The 20,099-nt window shown below is 68.4% G+C and carries 19 protein-coding genes; 10 read left to right on the top strand and 9 right to left on the bottom strand.

What is annotated here, in order from left to right:
- Positions 1-888 carry a hypothetical protein gene (locus tag ALI144C_RS32615; RefSeq protein WP_076991061.1) on the bottom strand — a complete coding sequence of 296 codons (888 nt, stop codon included), beginning with the start codon at positions 886-888 and terminating at the stop codon, positions 1-3.
- 208 nt (positions 889-1,096) lie between these two features.
- On the opposite strand from ALI144C_RS32615, the gene ALI144C_RS32610 reads away from it, so the two are divergent.
- On the top strand, positions 1,097-1,969 hold the full coding sequence (locus ALI144C_RS32610; RefSeq protein ID WP_076991060.1) for an exodeoxyribonuclease III: 873 nt from the start codon (positions 1,097-1,099) through the stop codon (positions 1,967-1,969).
- On the opposite strand, the gene ALI144C_RS32605 is transcribed toward ALI144C_RS32610, so the two are convergent.
- The 3 genes from ALI144C_RS32605 to ALI144C_RS32595 all read right to left on the bottom strand — a co-directional run bounded on the left by ALI144C_RS32605 (position 1,970) and on the right by ALI144C_RS32595 (position 3,748).
- The gene (locus ALI144C_RS32605; protein ID WP_076991059.1) at positions 1,970-2,368 is read right to left on the bottom strand and encodes an RNHCP domain-containing protein; all 399 of its coding nucleotides are present in this window, start codon (positions 2,366-2,368) and stop codon (positions 1,970-1,972) included.
- Positions 2,368-2,709: an RNHCP domain-containing protein gene (locus ALI144C_RS32600; RefSeq protein ID WP_237774429.1), complete on the bottom strand. Its 342-nt coding sequence runs from the start codon at positions 2,707-2,709 to the stop codon at positions 2,368-2,370. The genes ALI144C_RS32605 and ALI144C_RS32600 overlap by 1 nt, the downstream gene beginning before the upstream one ends.
- Positions 2,710-2,878: 169 nt before the next feature.
- Complete coding sequence (locus ALI144C_RS32595) at positions 2,879-3,748, bottom strand: LysR family transcriptional regulator (protein ID WP_076991058.1); 870 nt, start codon at positions 3,746-3,748, stop codon at positions 2,879-2,881.
- 71 nt (positions 3,749-3,819) lie between these two features.
- On the opposite strand from ALI144C_RS32595, the gene ALI144C_RS32590 reads away from it, so the two are divergent.
- The 5 genes from ALI144C_RS32590 (at position 3,820) to ALI144C_RS32570 (ending at position 11,112) form a co-directional block, all read left to right on the top strand.
- Positions 3,820-4,857 carry an SDR family oxidoreductase gene (locus tag ALI144C_RS32590; protein WP_076991057.1) on the top strand — a complete coding sequence of 346 codons (1,038 nt, stop codon included), beginning with the start codon at positions 3,820-3,822 and terminating at the stop codon, positions 4,855-4,857.
- A gap of 74 nt (positions 4,858-4,931) precedes the next feature.
- Entirely contained in the window at positions 4,932-5,597 is a 666-nt protein-coding gene (locus tag ALI144C_RS32585; protein WP_083753650.1) for a class I SAM-dependent methyltransferase, read from the top strand.
- Between the two features lie 40 nt (positions 5,598-5,637).
- Positions 5,638-6,456: a GNAT family N-acetyltransferase gene (locus ALI144C_RS32580; protein ID WP_076991055.1), complete on the top strand. Its 819-nt coding sequence runs from the start codon at positions 5,638-5,640 to the stop codon at positions 6,454-6,456.
- A gap of 83 nt (positions 6,457-6,539) precedes the next feature.
- Positions 6,540-8,591, top strand: a complete 2,052-nt coding sequence (locus ALI144C_RS32575) for a DNA gyrase/topoisomerase IV subunit B (RefSeq protein WP_076991054.1) — start codon at positions 6,540-6,542, stop codon at positions 8,589-8,591.
- 31 nt (positions 8,592-8,622) lie between these two features.
- The gene (locus ALI144C_RS32570; protein WP_076991053.1) at positions 8,623-11,112 is read left to right on the top strand and encodes a DNA gyrase/topoisomerase IV subunit A; all 2,490 of its coding nucleotides are present in this window, start codon (positions 8,623-8,625) and stop codon (positions 11,110-11,112) included.
- Between the two features lie 4 nt (positions 11,113-11,116).
- Here ALI144C_RS32570 and ALI144C_RS32565 read toward each other — a convergent pair whose 3' ends face one another.
- The 3 genes from ALI144C_RS32565 to ALI144C_RS32555 all read right to left on the bottom strand — a co-directional run bounded on the left by ALI144C_RS32565 (position 11,117) and on the right by ALI144C_RS32555 (position 13,567).
- Positions 11,117-11,452, bottom strand: coding sequence for a cupin domain-containing protein (locus tag ALI144C_RS32565; RefSeq protein ID WP_076991052.1), 336 nt, complete (start codon positions 11,450-11,452; stop codon positions 11,117-11,119).
- Positions 11,453-11,461: 9 nt separating this feature from the next.
- Positions 11,462-12,835: a polysaccharide lyase 6 family protein gene (locus ALI144C_RS32560; protein ID WP_083753649.1), complete on the bottom strand. Its 1,374-nt coding sequence runs from the start codon at positions 12,833-12,835 to the stop codon at positions 11,462-11,464.
- Positions 12,836-13,132: 297 nt separating this feature from the next.
- Positions 13,133-13,567: a hypothetical protein gene (locus ALI144C_RS32555; RefSeq protein ID WP_076991050.1), complete on the bottom strand. Its 435-nt coding sequence runs from the start codon at positions 13,565-13,567 to the stop codon at positions 13,133-13,135.
- Positions 13,568-13,693: 126 nt separating this feature from the next.
- On the opposite strand from ALI144C_RS32555, the gene ALI144C_RS32550 reads away from it, so the two are divergent.
- Positions 13,694-15,289 (top strand): phytoene desaturase family protein, encoded by a 1,596-nt coding sequence (locus ALI144C_RS32550; RefSeq protein WP_076991049.1) that lies wholly within the window; start codon positions 13,694-13,696, stop codon positions 15,287-15,289.
- On the opposite strand, the gene ALI144C_RS32545 is transcribed toward ALI144C_RS32550, so the two are convergent.
- Positions 15,290-16,240 (bottom strand): lipase family alpha/beta hydrolase, encoded by a 951-nt coding sequence (locus ALI144C_RS32545; RefSeq protein ID WP_076991048.1) that lies wholly within the window; start codon positions 16,238-16,240, stop codon positions 15,290-15,292.
- A 115-nt stretch (positions 16,241-16,355) separates the two neighbouring features.
- Here ALI144C_RS32545 and xylB point away from each other — a divergent pair, with 115 nt between their 5' ends.
- Both xylB and ALI144C_RS32535 read left to right on the top strand, forming a co-directional pair.
- On the top strand, positions 16,356-17,633 hold the full coding sequence (xylB, locus tag ALI144C_RS32540) for a xylulokinase (protein WP_083753599.1): 1,278 nt from the start codon (positions 16,356-16,358) through the stop codon (positions 17,631-17,633).
- Between the two features lie 58 nt (positions 17,634-17,691).
- Positions 17,692-18,183, top strand: a complete 492-nt coding sequence (locus ALI144C_RS32535; RefSeq protein ID WP_076991047.1) for a methylated-DNA--[protein]-cysteine S-methyltransferase — start codon at positions 17,692-17,694, stop codon at positions 18,181-18,183.
- 5 nt (positions 18,184-18,188) lie between these two features.
- Here the strand turns inward: ALI144C_RS32535 and ALI144C_RS32530 are convergent, their stop codons facing one another.
- Positions 18,189-18,740 (bottom strand): DM13 domain-containing protein, encoded by a 552-nt coding sequence (locus tag ALI144C_RS32530; RefSeq protein ID WP_083753598.1) that lies wholly within the window; start codon positions 18,738-18,740, stop codon positions 18,189-18,191.
- 111 nt (positions 18,741-18,851) lie between these two features.
- Between ALI144C_RS32530 and ALI144C_RS32525 the strand changes: the two genes are divergently transcribed.
- A complete protein-coding gene (locus ALI144C_RS32525) occupies positions 18,852-19,931 on the top strand; it encodes a WD40/YVTN/BNR-like repeat-containing protein (RefSeq protein ID WP_143231013.1) in 1,080 nt (359 codons plus the stop codon).
- Positions 19,932-20,099: the final 168 nt, after the last annotated feature.

Here is a 20,099-nt window from a genome sequence, read left to right as displayed (position 1 = left end):
TCACTTGTTGGGCGACACCATGATCGGTGAACCCTGCGGCACCGGCAGCACCTGCACCTTGCCGGACTTGATCGCCTCGTTCACCGCCTGTTGTTGCTGGTACGCCTGATAACCGGGAATCCCGCCGGGGAAGTTCGCCGCGGCCTGCTTGTCCACGTCCGCGGCCTGGCTGCGCAGTTCGGCCGCCTGCTTGTCGGTCAGGCCCTGCACCAGGCCCGGCTGGATTCCCGGTTTCTGCAGCAACACCGAGTTGATCGTGATCAGGTCGACGCCCTGGGTCAGGCTCTTGAGCACCTCGGGCAGTTGGGCCAGCACGTCCTTCTCCCACTTGGCTTTCGACTGCGCGTCGGTGTACAGCTTCTGCCACGGGTACTTCAGCGCCTCGTTGTCGGTGGCCCGGTCCAGCGCCGCGCCGACGTAGTTGCGCAGCAACGCGGTCCAGCCGGGTTTCATCTGCTCGCCGCCGTCGGTCGGCGCCGCGTCGTACTTGTACGCGATCAACTCGTGGAACATCTGCAGTTTCCCGCCCGGCCACACCTTTCCGGTCGGGTCGGTGAATTCCGTGCAGTCGGTGGTCAGGGTGAATTTCACCGTCCCGTTCACCTTGATCTCCTGCGAATCCTGCGTCGTCGACGTCAGCGGCGCCGAGTCGATGCCGTCGCCGTCGCCGAACGTGAAGTCCCGCTGGCCGTTCGGGTAGTAGTAGTGGTCGTCGTTGACGTCGCTGACATCCCGGTCGGTCTCGCATTCCACGAACTTCCGCGAGTCGAAGGGGCCCGCGCCGTACTGCAGCGAGACCTCGCTGGACGTCGGGTTCGCGATGGAGCACCCGGTGAGCAGGGCCGCGGTGGCGGCAAACAGCGATAAGGCAGACAGACGGCGTGTCATGGTTCCCCTCAGTGTGCGCCGGAATGGCTGCGCAGATTCTGGCACGATCAGGGCCGGACCCTTCCCGGGACATGGGCGGAACATTCCGGTACCGCCCGTCGCGGCACATGAGGAAACTCGCCGACATCAACGGAACCGGGAACGTCAGGTCTTTGCCGGGCTCGCTCGTCGGCGCTGCACCGGGTGATTGTCGGTGCGGGGGGCTACCGTGGGCGGCGTGCGTATAGCGACGTGGAACGTGAACTCGGTCAAGCAGCGTGTCCCCCGGCTGTTGCCGTGGCTGGACCAGCGCAAACCCGACGTCGTGTGCCTGCAGGAGACCAAGCTCGCCGACGAGGCGTTCACCAAGCTCCTCGGTGACGAACTCGGCAGCCGCGGCTACCAGGTCGCGCTGAACGGCGAGGTGCAGTGGAACGGCGTCGCGATCCTGTCCAAGGTCGGTCTGGAGGACGTGACCGTCGGTTTGCCTGGGGCGCCGGGTTTCCCGCACGTCGAGGCGCGTGCGGTTTCCGCGACCTGCGACGGCGTCCGGGTGCACTCGTTGTACGTGCCCAACGGCCGTACGCCTGACTCGGAGCACTACCAGTACAAACTCGCCTGGCTGGGCGTCCTGCGTGACGTGGTGAAAGCCGGGCCGGAGGCCGTGGTCGTGTGCGGTGACATGAACATCGCGCCCACCGACGCGGACGTATTCGACCCGGATGCCTACATTGGCCAGACGCACGTGACGCCACCGGAGCGGGCCGCGTTGGCCGAGTTGCAGGCGTTGGGTTTGCACGATGTCATGCGCGACCGTTGGCCGGACAAGCGTGTCTTCTCGTACTGGGACTACCGGGCGGGCATGTTCCACCAGGACCTGGGCATGCGGATCGACCTGATCCTGGCCAGTTCGCCGGTGGCCGAGCGGGTGCAGGCGTCGTGGGTGGACAGGCAGGCACGCAAGGGCACCGGGCCGAGCGACCACGCTCCCGTGATCGCTGACCTGGACACCGCGCCTGACGGCGACATAGGACCGGTGGTGCCGCCACCGTCCGCTCCCGCCGTCAAGCGCGGCTCGAAGAAACTCCCGCAATCGAAGTAGCTACAACGCCAGCAACGCGCGCTGCGGCAACCGTGCGCCGAACGGCCGCAACGCCATGCGGAGCAGCACGAGCGCGTTGTCGTCACCGGCGACGCGGTTCGCGCTGAGCTCGTCGCACGCCAGACAGCTGTGGATGATCATCCATTCGCCGTCCGGGCGGACCGACAGGCTCAACGCGACCATCCGGCCACGGCAGCGAGCCCGCCGATCGCCAGGGATCCGGCCGTCGACGTGCAGGCTGGTCAGGCAGTTCGGGCAGTGGTTGCGGTGCGCTGTGCCAGGTGCGTGGAAGGGCACGTCGAGACGGCAGCCGACGCACCTGAACGCGTCGCCTGGGTTGTCTCGCCGTTTGTCCTTCGCGCGCTGCGGGACACCACGCACGGGGTGTCGGCGCGGCATCACAGGTCCCCGAACGCTTCCAGCGGGAACGGCGGCTGGGCCAGCGGCCTGACCGCCATCCGCACCAGGATGAGCTGGTTGTCGTCACCGCTGATCGGGTTGGACGTCAGCTCGTCGCACCGGGTGCAGCGGTGGATGAGCATCCAGTCGCCGTTGCGCAGCACGGCGATCGAGATCGGGATCATCCGCGACTGGCAGTCGGTGTCCGCGGTGTGCTGGGAGTGCAGGCAGCTGGGGCAGTGGTTGCGCGGCCGCCCCTCCGGGGCCTGCCTGGACACGACAAGTCCACATCGGACGCAGGTGAACGTGTCCATGCTGAGATAGGGGTTCTTGATGGTCAACTCTGGGCTCCAAGCCGGGATGTGGTCGAACGATCACCGGAAGGAGGGCGCCATCACGCCAGAAAACACGCTTACCCGGCGCCCTCGGGACGCACACTCATTGGCCATCACTTTCTAGGGCCCCGACGGCCCGGTTGGATTGCCCGCACCGTAACACCGCGGGCAACGATCAGACCACCGGTTTTTCCGCCCGCAGCGTTTCGACGAAGGCCGAGGTCAGCGGGTCGGGAGCGCTCCGGGTGTACGCCGCGAGCGGCCGGGTGATCGGCGGGTCCGGCCGCAGCACCGGTCCGTCGAAGGACGGCGGGAGGATGGTGCTCGGCACCAGTGTCGGTCCCAGCCCGGCGGCCGCGAGGATCGGCGCCGCCGCGGTCTGTTCGGTCCGGACCGCCGCGGACGGCCAGAATCCCGCGGCGGCGCACGCCTGGTCGAGCACGTCGGCAAGGCCGTGGCCCGGCGCGTAGTGCACCCAGCTGCGGGCCGCCAGCGTCCGCAGCTCGACCGTGGTCGCTCCGTACGGCGCCTCCGGGTCGACCACGACGAACTCCTCGGTCCCGAGCGTCCAGAGTGGACCCTGCCAGCCCGGCGGCGGTGGCCCGACGGCCAGGTCGGCCTGGCCCGCGAGCATCGCGGCGTGCAGTTCGTCGGCGTGCCGGTGCTCGAACAGCCGGATGTGGACGCCTTCGCAGCGCCGCCGCCACGCCCGCAGCACAGCGGGCAGCACGCCGAGGCTGACCGAGTACAACGTGGCCAGCTGCAACTCGCCGGTCTCCAGGCCGGACGCCTGCCTGGCGGCGCACCGGGCGCGTTCGGCGTCGGCCAACGCCGCCCGTGCGTGCGGCAGCATCGCGCGGCCCATCGGCGTGAGGCGGACCGACCGGGGCAGCCGTTCCAGCAGGGCCCCGCCGCTGTCCTTCTCCAGCACACGGATCTGGTGGGACAGCGCGGGCTGTGTGACGTGCAACAACTCCGCCGCGCGGGTGAACGATCCCTCGTCGACCACGGTCACCAGGTACTCCAGTTGACGGAGGGTTGCCATGACCAAATTCTATAGCAGCTGTGACAAGCAAGACTTGGACTTATGGCATCTGACCGGCGCAAGATCAGGACATGGAACAGAAGGTCGCCCTCGTCGTCGGCGCGAACGGGGTCATCGGCAGCAATCTCATCGACTACCTGAGCACGTTGGACGACTGGCGGATCGTCGGCGTCTCCCGCCGTGGCGGGGTGGACACCGACAAGGTCACCTACCTCGCGGCCGACCTGCTCGACCCGGCCGACACGCACGCCAAGCTGGGCGGTCTGACCGAGGTCACACACGTCTTCTATGCGGCATACCAGGACCGGCCCACCTGGGCGGAGCTCGTGGCGCCCAACGTGGAGATGCTGGCCAACGTGGTCGACGCGGTGGACCCGTTCGTCCGGCACATCAGCCTGATGCAGGGCTACAAGGTCTACGGCGCACACCTCGGGCCGTTCAAGACACCGGCGCGGGAGGACGACCCGGGCCACATGCCGCCCGAGTTCAACGTCGCCCAGCAGCAACTGCTGGAACGGCGTGCCGGGACGTGGACCTGGTCGGCGATCCGGCCGTCCGTGGTCGCCGGCTTCGGGCTCGGCAACCCGATGAACCTCGCCATGGTGATCGCGGTCTACGCGGCCATGTCCAAGGAACTCGGCCTGCCCCTGCGGTTCCCCGGCAAGCCGGGCGCCTACGGGCCGCTGCTGGAGATGACCGACGCGGGCCTGCTGGCCAAGGCGACGGTGTGGGCCGCCACCAACGAGCAGTGCGCGAACCAGGCGTTCAACATCAACAACGGCGACCTGTTCCGCTGGACCGACCTGTGGCCGAAGATCGCCAGGTTCTTCGAGATGGACGTCGCGCCCCCGCTTCAGATGCAGTTGGACGTCGTGATGGCCGACAAGGAGCCGCTGTGGAACGAGATGGTGGCCAAGTACGGGCTGGAACCGCTCGCGTACAAGGAAGTCTCGTCGTGGGGGTTCGGTGACTTCGTCTTCTCGTGGGACTACGACTTCCTCGCCGACGGCGGCAAGGCACGCCGGATGGGCTTCCACGAGTTCGTCGACACAGAGCGGATGTTCCTCGACATCTTCGCGGATTTCCGTCGGCGCAAGGTGATCCCCTGAGCCTAGGCTGGGGTGTGCTCTACGACTCGATAAGCGTCGGTTACGCCACCGCGCGGCGTACCGATCCGCGCTGGATGTCGGCGATCCTCGCGGCGCTGGGGCAGACGCGGACGGTGCTGGACGTCGGCGCGGGCGCGGGGAGCTACGAACCATCCGATCGAGTGGTTTACGCGGTCGAGCCGTCCGGTGGAATGGTCGCCCAACGCGGCACGGACGCCGCTCCGGTCGTCCGTGCCGTCGCGGAAGCCCTGCCTGTCAGGGACAACGCGGTGGAGGCAGTACTGGCCGTGCTCACGGTGCACCATTGGTCCGACTGGCGCCGGGGTGTCGCGGAGTTGCGCCGGGTCGCGCCGCGCCGGGTCGTGCTCGCCTATGACACCCGGTCGCACGCGGATTTCTGGTTCGTGCGCGAATACGTGCCGCAGATCGCCGAGTTGGAGCTGTCCCGGCCGTCCGCACCGGACATCGCCGCGGAACTCGGCGCGGACAGCGTGATCCCCTTGCCGCTGCCGTGGGACTTCACAGACGGCGTTTTCCCCGCGTACTGGCGCAGGCCCGAGGCGTACCTGACCGTGCGGGACACGTGCTCGGCGCTGGCGCAGGCTCCTCGGGACGCGGTCGAGCGCGGGCTGGCGAGGCTGCGGTCCGACCTGGCCGACGGGACGTGGCACGACAAGCACGCCGACCTGCTGGAACTCGACGAGTACGACGCGGGGTTCCGGTTGATCGTCAGCGGTTAAACCCCTGGTCGGGTGGGAGCCCCGTTTGTACCGTGGCCCGATGCTGATCAAGCGCATCGACGCCACCCGACTGGATGACTGCCTCGAACTGGCCGTGTCACGGGACTGGACGCCCGACGCCCGGATCTGGAACCTCATGTTCGAGATCGGCGTCGTGTTCGGCATCGACGACCCGGGCGGCGGGCTCGCCGGGTGCGTGGTCTCGACCAGGTACGGAACCCGGTTGTCGGCCATCGGAATGATGCTCGTCGCGGAGAAGTTCGGCAGGCAGGGGCTGGGCACGCGGCTGATGGAACACGCCATCGCGGACGCCGGGACGGAGTCGACCTGGCTGACCGCGACCAGGTTCGGCAAGCCCCTGTACGAGAAACTCGGGTTCCGGTCGGTCGGCACGTGCACGAGGTACGCGGGTGACCTGCGGCTGACGCCGGCCGGCGCGTCCCGCCCGGCGTCCACTGAGGACATCCCGGCGATCGCGGAGCTGGACGCGGCGGTGTTCGGCGCGCCACGGGAGCACGTGCTGCGCGCGCTGCCCGCGGTCGCCGACCAAGTGCGTGTGATCGAGGGCACGGACGGCGTTCGTGGATACGGTGTCGCCTGGCGTAACGTGGACAACACGGCAATCGGGCCCCTCGTCGCCGACGACGTGCGGACGGCGCAGGATCTGATCGCCGATCTGGCCGCCGGGAGCGACCAGCCGAGCCGGTTCCACCTCGCCGACACTCACTCCGAGCTGCGCGAATGGCTGGAAAGTCATGGTGCCGAGCAGGTGTTCGACACCACGGAGATGGTGCACGGAGCGTCACACCCCGGCGACAGGGAGCGTCTGTTCCTGCCTCTCGCACTCGCGACTGGCTGAGAGTCTTCGAACAGACTGTCGGTGGGTACGGCTACTCTTCTGCACGCCGTACCTAGCAAACCACTCTTGGGGAGAGCGACGTCGTGACAGCCGAGACCACCTACGGGGCCGACGACCTGACGCACCTCGAAGGGCTTGAGGCTGTCCGCAAGCGCCCCGGGATGTACATCGGGTCGACCGACAGCCGCGGTGTCAACCACCTGTTCACCGAGATCGTGGACAACTCGACCGACGAGGGCATCGCCGGGTTCGCCACCCGCGTCGTGGTCACCCTGCACGCCGACGGCAGCGTGCAGGTGGACGACGACGGCCGGGGCATCCCCACGGGCGTACACCAGAAGTCCGGGCTGTCCGGTGTCGAGCTGGTGCTGACCAGGCTGCACGCCGGTGGCAAGTTCGGCGGCTCCGGTTACAAGGCCTCCGGTGGTCTGCACGGCGTCGGCGCGTCTGCGGTGAACGCGTTGTCGCACCGGTTCGACGTCACGGTCAAGCACGAGGGCAAGGTCCACGAGATCTCGTTCGCGCAGGGCGTCGCCGGTGTCTTCGACGCACCGGGACCCAAGGCGAAGTTCACCAAGCAGCCAGGCCTCGTGCTCGTGCGCAAGATGAAGCGCGGCGAGGCGTCCGGGACCTCGATCCGCTACTGGCACGACGCGCGCTACTTCGAGAACGGCGCGGCGCTCGACAAAGAGGCCGTCCGGTCGAAGCTGCGCAACACCGCGTTCCTCGTCCCCGGCGTCACATATGTGCTGCGTGACGCGACGGAAGGCGCGATCGAGGAAGAGACGTTCCACTTCCCCAACGGCCTGACCGACATGGTCGAGTTCCTCGCGCCGGACGGCGAGAAGTCCGTCACCGGCACGCTGCTGATCCAGGGCACCGGCACGTACTTCGAGAACGCGGCCGACGAGAACGGCGTGATGCGATCCAAAGTGGAGCGCGAGGCCGAGGTCGAGGTGGCCTTCCGCTGGGGCACCGGCTACGACCGGATCGTCGAGTCGTTCACCAACACGATCCGCAACATGCACGGCGGCACGCACCGCAAGGGTTTCGAGCGCGCGGCGCTGAAGTCGTTGCAGGAGGCCATCTCCAAGACGCGTGGCCTGCTCAAGCCCAAAGAGGACCCGCCACAGCTCGACGACGTGCTCGAAGGCATGACCGCGGTCATCCACGTGCGCATCCCGGAGCCGCAGTTCACCTCGCAGACCAAGGACGAACTGTCCACCGCGGGCATCACCAAGGTGATCCAGGGCATCGTCGAACGGTACGTCAAGTCGTGGACCGAGGACCGCAAGACCAAGGCCGAAGCCAAGATCGTGCTGCAGAAGATCGTCGACGCGGCGCGCGTGCGGCTGACGCAGAAGCAGCAGAAGGACGCCGCGAGGCGCAAGACCGCGCTGGAAGGCGCGGCCATGCCGCCGAAGCTGGTCGACTGCCGCACCACGGGTGTCTCGCGCAGCGAACTTTTTCTCGTCGAAGGCGACAGCGCGTTGGGCTCGGCCAGAATGGCGCGCGTCTCGGAATACCAGGCGCTGCTGCCGTTGCGCGGCAAGATCCTCAACGTGCAGAAGGCCAGCCTGGCGGACACGTTGCGCAACGCCGAGATCGCCTCGATCGTGCAGGTGCTCGGCGCGGGCTCGGGCCGCACGTTCGACCTGCCGCAGATGCGCTACGGCCGCGTGATCCTGATGGCCGACGCGGATGTCGACGGCTCGCACATCCGGACCCTGCTGATCACGTTGTTCGCCAAGTACATGCGCCCGGTGATCGAGGACGGCAGGCTGTACGCGGCGATGCCGCCGCTGCACAAGGTCGTCACCAAGGGCCGCAACTCCCAGACCACGTTCACCTTCACCCAGCGCGAGATGGAGACCACGGTCGCCGCGCTGGAGAAGGCGGGCAAGCAGGTCGTCACCCCGGTGCCCCGGTTCAAGGGTCTCGGCGAGATGGACGCGGACGAACTGTGGGAGACCACGATGAACCCGGCCACCCGCTCGGTCCGCCGGATCACCATGGATGACGCGCAGGCCGCCGAGGACGCGCTGGAACTGCTGATGGGCGAGAAGGTCGAGCCGCGGCGCAACTGGCTGGTCGAGTCGTCCAGCCGGGTGGACCGCGAAGCGATCGACGTCTGACCCGCCCCACTCGAGAGAAAGCACCTGAGCAATGGCACGCCGCAAAGGCACTACGGTCACGCGGGTCGACCCGAGCGCGTTCGACAGCGCGGGCGCCAACGTCATCGACAACTCGTTGAAGACGGAGATCGAGGACTCGTATCTGGAGTACGCCTACTCGGTCATCCACTCCCGCGCCCTGCCGGACGCACGAGACGGCCTCAAGCCCGTGCACCGCAGGATCCTGTTCTCGATGGAGCAGAACGGACAGCGCCCGAACACCGCGTACGTGAAGTCGTCACGTGTCGTTGGCGATGTAATGGGTCGCTACCACCCGCACGGCGACACGGCGATCTACGACGCCATGGTGCGCATGGCGCAGGACTTCTCGCTCAACTCCCCGCTGATCGACGGGCACGGAAACTTCGGTAGCCCGGACGATGGACCGGCAGCGAGCAGGTACACCGAGGCCAGGATGTCGCCGGAGGCGATGCTGCTGGTCGGCGAGCTCGGCGAGGACACGGTCGACTTCCGCCAGAACTACGACGGGTCGCTGCAGGAGCCGTCGGTGCTGCCCGCGGCTTTCCCGAACCTGCTGGTGAACGGCACGTCCGGCATCGCGGTCGGCATGGCGACCAACATGATCCCGCACAACCTCGGTGAGGTCGTGGCGGCGGCGCGGTGGCTGATCAACCACCCGGACGCCTCGCTGGACAAGCTGATGGAGTTCGTGCCGGGGCCGGATCTGCCCACGGGCGGCATGCTGCTGGGGCTCGACGAGGTCCGCAAGGCGTACGAGACCGGGCGTGGCGTGGTGCGGATGCGTGCCCGTGCGCAGACCGGGCCGCTGGAGGGCAGCCGGGGTCGTCAGGCGATCACGGTCACCGAACTGCCGTACGGCGTCGGCACCGAGCGGATCATCGAGAAGATCACCGACGAGGTGAACAAGTCCAAGCGGCTCACCGGGATCGCGGACGTCAAGGACCTCACCGACCGGGAGAACGGCACCCGGCTGGTCATCGAGTGCAAGGTCGGCGTGAACCCGCAGGCGCTGCTGGCCGATCTGTACCGGCTCACGCCGATGGAGCAGTCGTTCGGCATCAACAACCTGGTGCTGGTGGACGGCCAGCCGCGGACACTGGGGCTCAAGGCGTTGCTGGAGGTCTTCCTCAAGCACCGCTACGAGGTCGTCACGCGGCGCACGCGCTACCGCCGCCGCAAGCGCGAAGAGCGCCTGCACCTGGTCGAGGGTCTGCTCAAGGCCCTGATCAACATCGACAAGGTGATCCGGCTGATCCGCAACAGCGAGAACGCCGCGGCCGCCAAGGACGGCTTGATGAAGCAGTTCAAGCTGTCCGAGATCCAGGCCCAGTACATCCTGGACACCCCGCTGCGCAGGCTGACCAAGTTCGACCGGATCGAACTCGAGGACGAGCAGGACAAGCTGGCCGCGGAGATCGCCGAGCTGTCCAAGATCCTCGACGACGAGGCGGTGCTGCGCAAGGTCGTGTCGTCGGAGCTGGCCAAGGTCGCCAAGGACCTGGCGAGCGAGCGCCGGACCGCGTTGATCGACGGTGACCTCAAAGAGGTGCTGGCCGCGTCGAAACCGGCTGGTCCGCTGGAGGTCGCCGACGACCCGTGCCAGGTGATCCTGTCCGCGACGGGGCTCGTGGCCCGTACGGCCGCGGAGTCGGAGGAGTCGAACGAGGCCCGCCGCCGCAACGGCCGCGCCAAACACGACACGGTCGCCGCGGTCGTGCATTCGACGGCACGCGGCCAGATCCTGCTCGTCACCAACCTGGGCCGGGCGTTCAAGACCGATGTCCTGCCGCTGCCGGTGCTTCCCGAGGCGTCCGGGACAGTGTCGCTGGGCGGCGGGATGGCGGCCAAGGAGCTCGTGCCGCTGGAGAAGGGCGAGAAAGTCGTCGGCATCGCGCCGCTGGGTGAGCAGGGCGCCGGGTCGCCGGGGCTGGCCGTCGGGACGAAGCAGGGCGTGGTCAAGGTCTGCGCGCCGGAATGGCCGGTGCGGTCGGACGAGTTCGAAGTGATCACGCTCAAGGACGGCGACGAGATCATCGGCGCCACTTGGCTCAAGGACGGCACCGAGACCGTCGCGTTCGTCTCGTCGGATTCGTCGCTGCTGCGGTTCGCCGCGTCACTGGTCCGGCCGCAGGGGCTCAAGGGCGGCGGCATGGCCGGGATCAACCTGGGCAAGGAAGCGGAGGCGGTGTTCTTCGGCGCGGTCCGCACGGACGATGACGAGCACGGCGAGCCGATGGTCGTGACGTCGACGGGGATGAGCGTCAAGGTCACGCCGTTCGCGGAGTACCCGGCGAAGGGGCGTGCCACCGGCGGTGTGCGGACCCACCGGTTCCTCAAGGGCGAGACGCGGCTCGTGCTGGCCTGGATCGGGCCACGACCGGCCGGTGCGTCCAACACCGGCTCGGCCGTGGAACTGCCCGAGCCCGACATGCGCCGGGACGGCTCCGGCCACGCGCATCCGGGGCCGGACGTCGTCGGTCACATCATCGAACGGGACTGAGTGCTCACCGGTCCGGCGTACGGCTGCCGTACGCCGGACCGAACACCACCAGCAGGGCCAGGTCCTCGGTGACGTCCTCGAACCGGTGGTCCTCGCCCGCCGGGACGAAGATCACCGCGCCGGGGCCGACCTCGGCTGTGTGGCCCGGTGTCACGAGCTTCGCGCGGCCCGAGGTGACCACGTAGATCTCGTCCTCGGTGTGCGGGCTTTGGGTGTCCACACCGCCGACGGGGATGCAGTAGGTCCCCACGGACAAGTCCGGCACCCGCAGGTTCTCCACCCAGTCGTTCTGCGCGCCCGTGGGCGCGTTCCACTGGCCCGCGCCTTTGATGATCTGCATTGACGCAGCTTAGGCAGCCGACGGCCCGACATCACCCTTGTTCAGGGGCTTGCGGGAGCCGCCGAGTTCGTCCGCGCCGACGTCGAACTTGCCGGACCGGGTCTGCAGGTCCATGTCCTTGGTGACGTACGAGTACGTGCCCGCGGCGGTGTCGATCGCGGGGCTGCCCGCTGCCAGCCGGGAGATGCCGTACGAGTCGCGCCCCAGCTTGGGGTCCACCGAGCGGTAGCCGTTCGGCATTCCTGCGCTGCCGCCCCAGGCGATGTTGCCTTCGTAGCGCACTGTCGAGCCGCTGGCCATGTCGACGAGGGGGCCGCCGGTGCCGACGATGATGTTGTTGGCCACCACGCAGTCCTTGGGCTTGAAGTCGCCGCCGTCGCTGTCGATGACGGCGCTGGTGCCCAGCACGGTGTTGAACGCGACGGTGACGCGGTCGGGGCGGTCGTGGCCGGTGCTGGTCGGGCCGCTGTCGGCCTCGGAGCCCTTGCCGAACACGATCGCGCGTTGACCGGATGAGGCGACGTAGTTGTTGATGATCTTGTGGTCGTTGCCGTGGAAGCGGATCCCGGAGTTGCCGTAGATGAGATTGCCCTCGACGGTGTTGCGGTTGCCGTGCCGCAGCACGATGTAGCCCTTGCTGTCGCGGATGGTGTTGTAGCGCACGGTGGTCTCGGACGCTTTCACCGAGATCGCCTCGGCGTCACCGTTGGCCTTCTCGAACAGGTTGTACTCCACGAACCCGCCGGACGAGTACGACTGCTTGTGGCTGTAGCCGTAGCGGATCGACTCGCCGCCGTTCGCGCCGCTGAAGCTGTGGTTGTAGAAGTAGTTGTGGTGGATCTTGGTGCGCTTGGCGACGTCGTCGCTCGGTCCGGCGATCTGCAGGAAGACGCCCGCGGTGCTGCGGTTCTGGAAGGTGTTGCGGTCGACTTCCACGTCGTCGCCGTTCACCGTGACCCAGTTGCCGTCTCCGCTGAGCTGAACGGTGTTGCGGGTCAGCCGGATGTGGTGCGCGTCCGACGGGATCGACATCGAACCGCCGTGCCGGAGGTTGAAGCCTTGCAGCACAACGTTGTTCACCCCGCCCGCGAACGAGAACCCGGTCGAGCCGCGGATTTCCGCGCGTCCGGTGTTCGCCGCGGTCACCGTGACGGGTGCGCTCGCCGTGCCGGACTTCTTGATCTGGATCGCGCTGGTCGCGGTGTAGCTGCCGTCGGCCAGTTCGATCCGGTCACCGGGTTTCGCGGAGTTCAACGCGGTTTGCAGTTCGGACAGGTTGTTCACCCGTACCGTCGCCGCGGTGGCCTCGCCGGGCAGCAGTGTCAGACCGGCGAGCAGGCACAGGGCCAGCGGGCCGGTGAGCAGGGCAGGACTGCGTCGCATCATCGCCAACTTTCTCGGACGGTGTTCTTCCGTTGGCGGCGGACGCCCCGAACGTTATTCAATCATCGGGTCAATGGTCAACAGCTGCGGCCCCAGGTCCCGATCACCGGAACGAGGGGCCGATAGGGGACGGTGCCTGGAGTCACGAGCAGCTCGAGCAACACCCACATCCGGGGCCGCTGCACGAACCACAGCATCCGCATGTGCCTTGCATGGTTACCTCCTTCGAGGCCGCACCCGGTTTCACGGTAACTACGACGTTTTCACGCCCGTACCGCTACGTGAGTGACGCGCCTGTCAGGGTTTGCGCCAGCGCAGCGCGTCACCGCGGCCCGACCGCGTGCAGACCAGCGGCGATCCCGACTTGGTGATGGCGACGGCGCCTTCCTGGAGGCAGCGGGCGCCTTCCTGGGCGAACGGCACACCGGGGATCTGGGGGATGGTGAAAGTCGGTCGCGTGGTGGTCGTCGTCGTGACCACTGGCGGTTTCGTCGTCGTCGTCGGCTTCGGCACGGGGGCTTTGCTGGTCGTCGGCTTGATCGCCGGTGCGACCGTGGGGATGCTCGCCTCCCACGTCGGCGTCCAGGACGTGGTTTCCGCCCGCGTTGCCGCGGTGTCGGGCGGGGTGCCGCCGAAGGTCGGGATCTGCACCTGTTTGCCCTCGCTGACCTGCGTACACGCGGCGCTCAGGAGTACCGCGGCGGTGGCTGCCGCCGCACCGATCTTTCTCACCAGGGTAAACATCGGATGTGTCGTCCGTTCTGGAGCCGGGCAGGGAACGACGCCCTCGCACACTACAACATTGATACTCGCCGCAACTTCGGCCGAACAGACGCGCATGTGTGGTATCCACGAACCATGCCGGACGTCCAGACAGTCGACGCGGTGGTCATCGGGTCGGGCCACAACGGCCTGGTCGCGGCGAACATCCTGGCCGACGCGGGCTGGTCGGTGCTGGTGCTCGAGGCGGCACGGGAGCCCGGTGGCGCGGTCCGCACCGGACAGATCACGGCGCCCGGCTTCCGCAACGACCTGTTCAGCGCGTTCTACCCGATCGGCGCGGCGTCGCCCGTGCTCGGCGACCTCCGGCTGGAACGCCACGGCCTGAAGTGGCGCCACGCGCCGGAAGTGCTCGCGCACGTGCTGCCGGACGACCGGGCTGTCCTGCTGTCACGGGAACTGGCCACGACCGCGAAGTCGCTCGATGCGTTCGCGCCGGGTGACGGTGACGTGTGGCGTGCCGAGTTCGCCAAGTGGCAGGGAATCCGCGACGACGTCCTGAACGCGATCACTCGCCCGTTCCCGCCGGTCCGCGCCGCGGGCGGGCTGCTGCGCACGATGGGCACGCCCGAGTTGCTGCGGTTCGCGCGGATGGCGGCGCTGCCGGTGCGCAGGCTGGGGGAGGAGTGGTTCGCCGGGGACGGTGGCAGGGTTCTGCTCGCGGGCAACGCGTTGCACACCGATCTCGGTCCGGAACAGTCGGCGAGCGGGTTGTTCGGCTGGTTGCTGACGGTGTTGGGACAGGACGTCGGCTTCCCGGTCCCGGAGGGCGGCGCGAGCAGCCTCACCGAAGCGTTGGTCGCACGGCTGACCGCACTAGGTGGTCGTGTCGAGTGTGACAGGCGCGTCACGCAGGTGTTGCTCGCGTCGGGGACCGCGGTCGGTGTGCGTGACGAGCACGGTGAACTCGTGCGCGCCACCCGCGCGGTGCTCGCCAACGTCGCGGCGCCGTCGTTGTTCCTGGACCTGGTGGGCGAGCAACACCTGCCGAGCAGGCTGGTGTCGGATCTGACGCGGTTCGACTGGGACGACGCCACCGTGAAGGTGGACTGGGCGTTGTCGCGCCCAGTGCCGTGGATCGCGCAGGAGGCGGTGACCGCGGGGACTGTGCACCTCGGCGGCGATCTCGACGGCCTCGCCGGGTTCAGCAACGAACTGGCCTGCGGCCGGGTGCCGCGCAACCCGTTCCTGCTCATCGGGCAGATGACCACGACCGACCCGACCCGGTCACCGGCGGGAACCGAGTCGATGTGGGCGTACACGCACGTGCCGAGAGGACAGAACTGGACCACGGATCGCCTGCGCCGCCGGGCGGACCGGATGGAGCAGCTGATCGAGAAACACGCGCCGGGGTTCCGTGAGCTGATCATGGCGCGGGCGGTCACCGGGCCGGCGGAGATGGCACGGGACAACGCCAATCTTGCCGGTGGCGCGGTGAACCAGGGGACGTCGGCGCTCCACCAGCAGCTGGTTTTCCGGCCGGTGCCCGGTGCGGGCCGGGCGGACACCCCGATCGACCGGCTCTACCTGGCTGGCGCGTCCGCGCATCCCGGTGGTGCGGTGCACGGCGCCGCCGGGGCCAACGCCGCACGTGCCGCTCTGGCACGCGCGAAGTGGTCCGGCGGCGCGTATGTCGCGATGAACCGCGTGGTCAACCGGTTGGTGTACGGGTGATCACGGGCTCGGCGGAACGGCGTGGCACTTCACGGGTTTGGCGTTGGGCGGGTCGAGCGCGTTGAGGATGACCTGGGTGGCGTTCGGGTCGAACGCGACCATGGCGTGCCCCGCGTAGTCCTCCTCGCACAGGTCCTGCAGCACGACGTTGGTCGCGTTGGGGCTGTCGAGGTGCCCGCTGGTGTACGGGACCACGGCCTCGTCGTACTTGGTCATGATCATCGTGTACTTGACGCCTGGCGCGGCGACGCCGCCCTTGTTCATCTTGACGATGAAGTCCGAACCGGTCAGGAACTGCCGCGCGGCGGGGAAGACCAGGTCGACGACGGCGTCGATGATCGGGCCGAGGCCGAGCTGCCGGGCCAGTGCGTAGAGCTTGGCCAGGTTGAGGACGTTGCTGCCGTCCCAGAGCGGGGTGAGGCCGACGTAGTCGCTGATCTTCGGCGCGCCGCCGAGGTACTTGGCGTAGTAGTTGGGCATCAGGCTGCCCTCGGAGTGGCCGATGATGTCGACCTTCTTGGCCTTGGTCGCCGTGAGCACGCGGTCGACGAACGCGCCGAGTTCGGCGGCGCTCTGCTCCATCGGGTTGCGGCCGCCGATCTGGTTGATCGGGAACGGTGTGCCGAAGGGGACGCCGTAGGTCAGCGCGAACACGCAGTAGCCGTTGTTGGCCAACAAGGGCGAGATCGTCTGCCAGTTCACGGTCATGTTCGCGCTGGCGCCGTGCGCGAGCACGACCGGGTCGGGGTGGGCGGCGGATGGTTCGCACGACCAGTCGTTCGCGCCGGGCGGGGCGGAGCCCGGCTTGGTGAGCTGCGCTTCGGCGGCCTTGGCGAAACCCGCCAGGCCGTAGGGCACCGGGTACTCCGAATCCGCACTTGCGACGGCACTGGTCGTGCCCAACGCGAGCGCCAGGGCCACGGCAACGCTGCCGAGGAAGGCTGGACGCACAGGGAGCTCCTATCTACTCACGAGTAGGCGAACTGATGGTGACGGTGCTTACACCCGCTGTCAATGCCCCGCGATCAGTTCAGGCGATGAACGAATTCCGGCCTAAGATGTCCGGATGGCGTTGGTCGCGGGCGTGGATTCCTCAACCCAGTCCACAAAAGTCGTGGTGTGCGACGCGGAGACGGGTCAGGTGGTGCGAGAAGGCAGGGCGCCCCACCCGGACGGCACCGAAGTTCACCCCGATGAGTGGTGGCGTGCGTTCCAGGAGGCCACTGCCGACGGCGTGCTCGACGGCGTGATGTCGCTCGGTGTCGGCGGCCAGCAGCACGGCATGGTCGCGCTCGACGAGAACAACGAGGTCGTCCGGCCCGCGTTGCTGTGGAACGACACCCGCTCGGCCGACGCCGCGGCGGACCTGACCCGCGAACTCGGCGGCCCGGGGGAGTGGGCGAAAGCGGTCGGCTCGGTGCCGGTCGCCAGCTTCACCGTGACCAAACTGCGGTGGCTCGCCGAACACGAACCGGACCTGGCCGCCCGCGTGGCCACCGTTCTGCTGCCGCACGACTGGCTGACCTGGAAACTCACCGGCGAGATGGTGACCGACCGCGGCGACGCGTCCGGAACCGGCTACTACTCCGCCAGTCAGGACGTCTACCGCGAGGACATCCTGACCAAGGCCTTCGGCCGGGTTCCCGGGCTGCCGCGGGTGCTCGCGCCCGACGAGCCCGCCGGGCGCACACCCGGCGGGATGCTCGTCTCGGCAGGCACGGGCGACAACATGGCGGCCGCACTGGGCCTTCGGCTGGAGGCCGGGGACGCGGTCGTCTCGATCGGCACGAGCGGCACGGTGTTCGGCGTCGCCGACGAGATCACCCCGGACGACACCGGCGCGGTGGCCGGATTCGCCGACGCCACAGGCAGGTTCCTGCCGCTGGTGTGCACGTTGAACGCGGCGCGCGTGCTCACCGCCGCCGCGCGGATGCTCGGCGTCGAACTGTCCGAACTCGACGATCTGGCGCTGTCGGCCAAGGACACCGGCGGACTGGAGTTCGTGCCCTACCTGGACGGTGAACGGACACCGAACCTGCCGGACGCGACCGGATCGCTGCTGAACATGCGGCGCGACAACATGACGCCGGAGAACGTGGCCCGTGCCGCGGTCGCGGGGATGCTGGGCGGTCTCGGCTTCGGGCTGACCGCCTTGCGCACGGCAGGGCTTGCGGCGCAACGGGTTCTGCTGATCGGCGGCGGTGCGCGGTCGGCCGCCGTGCAGGCGATCGCGCCGGAGGTCTTCGGCGTGCCCGTCGAGGTCCCCGAGACGGCCGAATACGTCGCGGTCGGCGCCGCGCGCCAGGCGACGTGGGCACTGACGGGCCAGTACCCGGCATGGTGATGGCCGATTCCCGCCAGCCCGCGCGGCTCGCGGGAATCAGACTGGCACCATGTCACAGATGAGGTGTCACACCGTGATGGACAGCCCGGTCGGTCAGCTCACGCTGGTCGCGACGGACGGTGTGCTGAGCGGGGTGTACATGGAGCGGCAGCGGTACCTGCCGTCGCAGGAGACGTTCGGTCACCGCGACCCGGAGCCGTTAGGCCAGGCCGTCGAGCAGCTCAACGAGTACTTCGCCGGGGAGCGGACCGAGTTCGACGTGCCGATCACGTTCCACGGCACGGACTTCCAGCGCACAGTGTGGCAGGCGCTGTGCGACATCCGTTACGGCGAAACGATTTCCTACGGCGAGCTGGCGCTGCGGCTCGGCAAGACGCTGACGGCGTCCCGTGCGGTCGGCCTGGCCAACGGCAAGAACCCGATCAGCATCATCGTGCCGTGCCACCGGGTCGTCGGCTCGACCGGTGACCTCACCGGCTACGGCGGCGGCATCGAACGCAAGCGGTTCCTGCTGGACTTCGAACGAGGCGACACGCTGTCGTACAACTGAGGGATCTACAGCTGAAGCGGGGCCGAGCCGAACGCCACGTTGAACCGGTCGCACCAGATGACCACGCTGCGCAGGCCGTCCAGTGAGGTTCCCGCCGGGATGGCGTAGTTCTGGTTGCCGTGCGTCGCCTTGAGGTCGCCGAGTTTGACCTGGCGGCCGTCGTCGTACTTGAACCAGTCGCCGCCCGCCGTCGCGTCGGTCAGCCAGACGTGCAGATCCGGCCCATCCGACGAGGACAGCCCGGTCAGTCTCAGGACCCGTTGCCCGTCCGGCAGTTCGAGCACGGCGGCGTGGCCGGACGTGGCGTGTTCCTGTGTGACGAACGAGCCGGACGCCAGTTCTTTCGGCCCGGCAGGGGGAGCACTGACAGGGGGAGCGCTGGGCGCAGTGCTCCCCGTGGTGCCCGTGGTGACTGTGGTGGCGACCGGCAGTGCCTCGTCGATCGTGCTGCTGGTGAACAGCCGCCACGGCTGGAACGCCCACAGCGCGAACGCACCCGCCACGGCGACCACGACCAGCGCCGCCCAAGTGATCTTCCTCCGAAACAGTGCTCGCATGCGTCCATTAGAACGTCCACGGCGGCTGAAAGGCGGCGAAACACCTCTTACCGGATTCTTAAAACTCTCGGCGGTGGCCCGTGCGCGAACCATCAGGTAACTTCCGCGCGCATGAGGTGGATCGGTGCTTTATCCAGTGTGTGCACGGCCGCACTGCTCGTAGTGGGCGCGACACCGGCGGCGGCGACACCGGCGATCGGGGCCCCGGCTGGGGCGCACGGGCCGAAGTGGCAGCTCACGCCGACCGGGACGGACGCACGGCTGCGCGGCTTGTCCGTTGTGGACGGCCGAACGGCGTGGGCAGGCGGGACAGGCGGCACGGTGCTGCGGACCACCGACGGCGGCCGGACGTGGGCCAGCGTCGGACCGCCGGGTGCCGAGGCGCTGCAGTTCCGTGACATCGAGGCGTTCGACGCGAACACGGCCGTGGCGATGACCATCGGCAACGGCCCGGACTCCCGCATCTACAGCACGACGAACGGCGGCAGGTCCTGGACCGAGTCCTTCCGCAACACCGACGCGCGGGCGTTCTACGACTGCATGGCCTTCTTCGACCGCCGCAACGGTCTCGCACTGAGCGACCCGGTCGACGGCAAGTTCCGCATCCTGTCCACCACCGACGGCGGCAAGAGCTGGAAGCTCCTGCCCGGCGACGGAATGCCCGCCGTCCAGCCGAAGGAGTTCGCGTTCGCCGCGAGCGGCCAGTGCCTGGTCACGTCGGGCTCCCGGGACGCGTGGATCGCGACCGGCGGCGACGCCAAGGCCCGCGTCTTCCACTCCAGGGACCGCGGCCTGACCTGGACCGTGAGCGACACCCCGCTGCAGAGCGGCGAGAGCGCGGGCGTGTTCTCGGTGGCGCTGCGCGACTCGCGCAACGGCATCGCGATCGGCGGCGACTACGACCCGGCCAAACCCACCAAGGACGCCGTGGCCCGCACCAGCGATGGCGGCAAGACGTGGACGAAGGCCGCGAAGGCCCCGGCGGGCTACCGCTCCGGCGCCACCTACGTCCCCTACCTGCCGTTCGCGATCCTCGCGGTCGGGCCGACCGGCAGCGACGTGAGCCTCGACAACGGCAACCACTGGTTCCAGTTCGACGCCGGCAGCTTCGACACCGTCGACTGCGGCCGGGACGCCAGTTGCTGGGCCGCCGGTGAGAAGGGCCGGATCGCCAAGCTCACCCTGAGGTAACGGAAAACCGTTTGGCGGAGGACTGTGGCTGAGCTACAGTCCTTCGCTGTGTTCCCGATGTCCGACTTCGCGACGCTCGCAGGCCTGAACCTGCTGAGCGCGTTGTCGGCATCCGTGTTGGCAGCACTGGATAGCTGACCCTCCTCCCTTCCGCACCTTCCTCCGCGG

This window comes from Actinosynnema sp. ALI-1.44 (assembly GCF_001984155.1).
Lineage (GTDB): Bacteria > Actinomycetota > Actinomycetes > Mycobacteriales > Pseudonocardiaceae > Kibdelosporangium.
This window is presented reverse-complemented; position numbering and strand designations above follow the sequence as displayed.

What these genes read in the sequence shown, in the direction of transcription:
- ALI144C_RS32590 (WP_076991057.1), top strand. Translation starts at nt 3,820, where the DNA reads ATGGAACAGAAGGTCGCCCTCGTCGTCGGCGCGAACGGGGTCATCGGC.
- ALI144C_RS32595 (WP_076991058.1), bottom strand. Translation starts at nt 3,748, where the DNA reads ATGGCAACCCTCCGTCAACTGGAGTACCTGGTGACCGTGGTCGACGAG.
- ALI144C_RS32565 (WP_076991052.1), bottom strand. Translation starts at nt 11,452, where the DNA reads ATGCAGATCATCAAAGGCGCGGGCCAGTGGAACGCGCCCACGGGCGCG.
- ALI144C_RS32530 (WP_083753598.1), bottom strand. Translation starts at nt 18,740, where the DNA reads ATGCGAGCACTGTTTCGGAGGAAGATCACTTGGGCGGCGCTGGTCGTG.
- ALI144C_RS32550 (WP_076991049.1), top strand. Translation starts at nt 13,694, where the DNA reads ATGCCGGACGTCCAGACAGTCGACGCGGTGGTCATCGGGTCGGGCCAC.
- ALI144C_RS32560 (WP_083753649.1), bottom strand. Translation starts at nt 12,835, where the DNA reads ATGCGACGCAGTCCTGCCCTGCTCACCGGCCCGCTGGCCCTGTGCCTG.
- ALI144C_RS32580 (WP_076991055.1), top strand. Translation starts at nt 5,638, where the DNA reads ATGCTGATCAAGCGCATCGACGCCACCCGACTGGATGACTGCCTCGAA.
- xylB (WP_083753599.1), top strand. Translation starts at nt 16,356, where the DNA reads ATGGCGTTGGTCGCGGGCGTGGATTCCTCAACCCAGTCCACAAAAGTC.
- ALI144C_RS32570 (WP_076991053.1), top strand. Translation starts at nt 8,623, where the DNA reads ATGGCACGCCGCAAAGGCACTACGGTCACGCGGGTCGACCCGAGCGCG.
- ALI144C_RS32615 (WP_076991061.1), bottom strand. Translation starts at nt 888, where the DNA reads ATGACACGCCGTCTGTCTGCCTTATCGCTGTTTGCCGCCACCGCGGCC.
- ALI144C_RS32525 (WP_143231013.1), top strand. Translation starts at nt 18,852, where the DNA reads ATGAGGTGGATCGGTGCTTTATCCAGTGTGTGCACGGCCGCACTGCTC.
- ALI144C_RS32535 (WP_076991047.1), top strand. Translation starts at nt 17,692, where the DNA reads ATGAGGTGTCACACCGTGATGGACAGCCCGGTCGGTCAGCTCACGCTG.
- ALI144C_RS32605 (WP_076991059.1), bottom strand. Translation starts at nt 2,368, where the DNA reads ATGCCGCGCCGACACCCCGTGCGTGGTGTCCCGCAGCGCGCGAAGGAC.
- ALI144C_RS32585 (WP_083753650.1), top strand. Translation starts at nt 4,932, where the DNA reads ATGTCGGCGATCCTCGCGGCGCTGGGGCAGACGCGGACGGTGCTGGAC.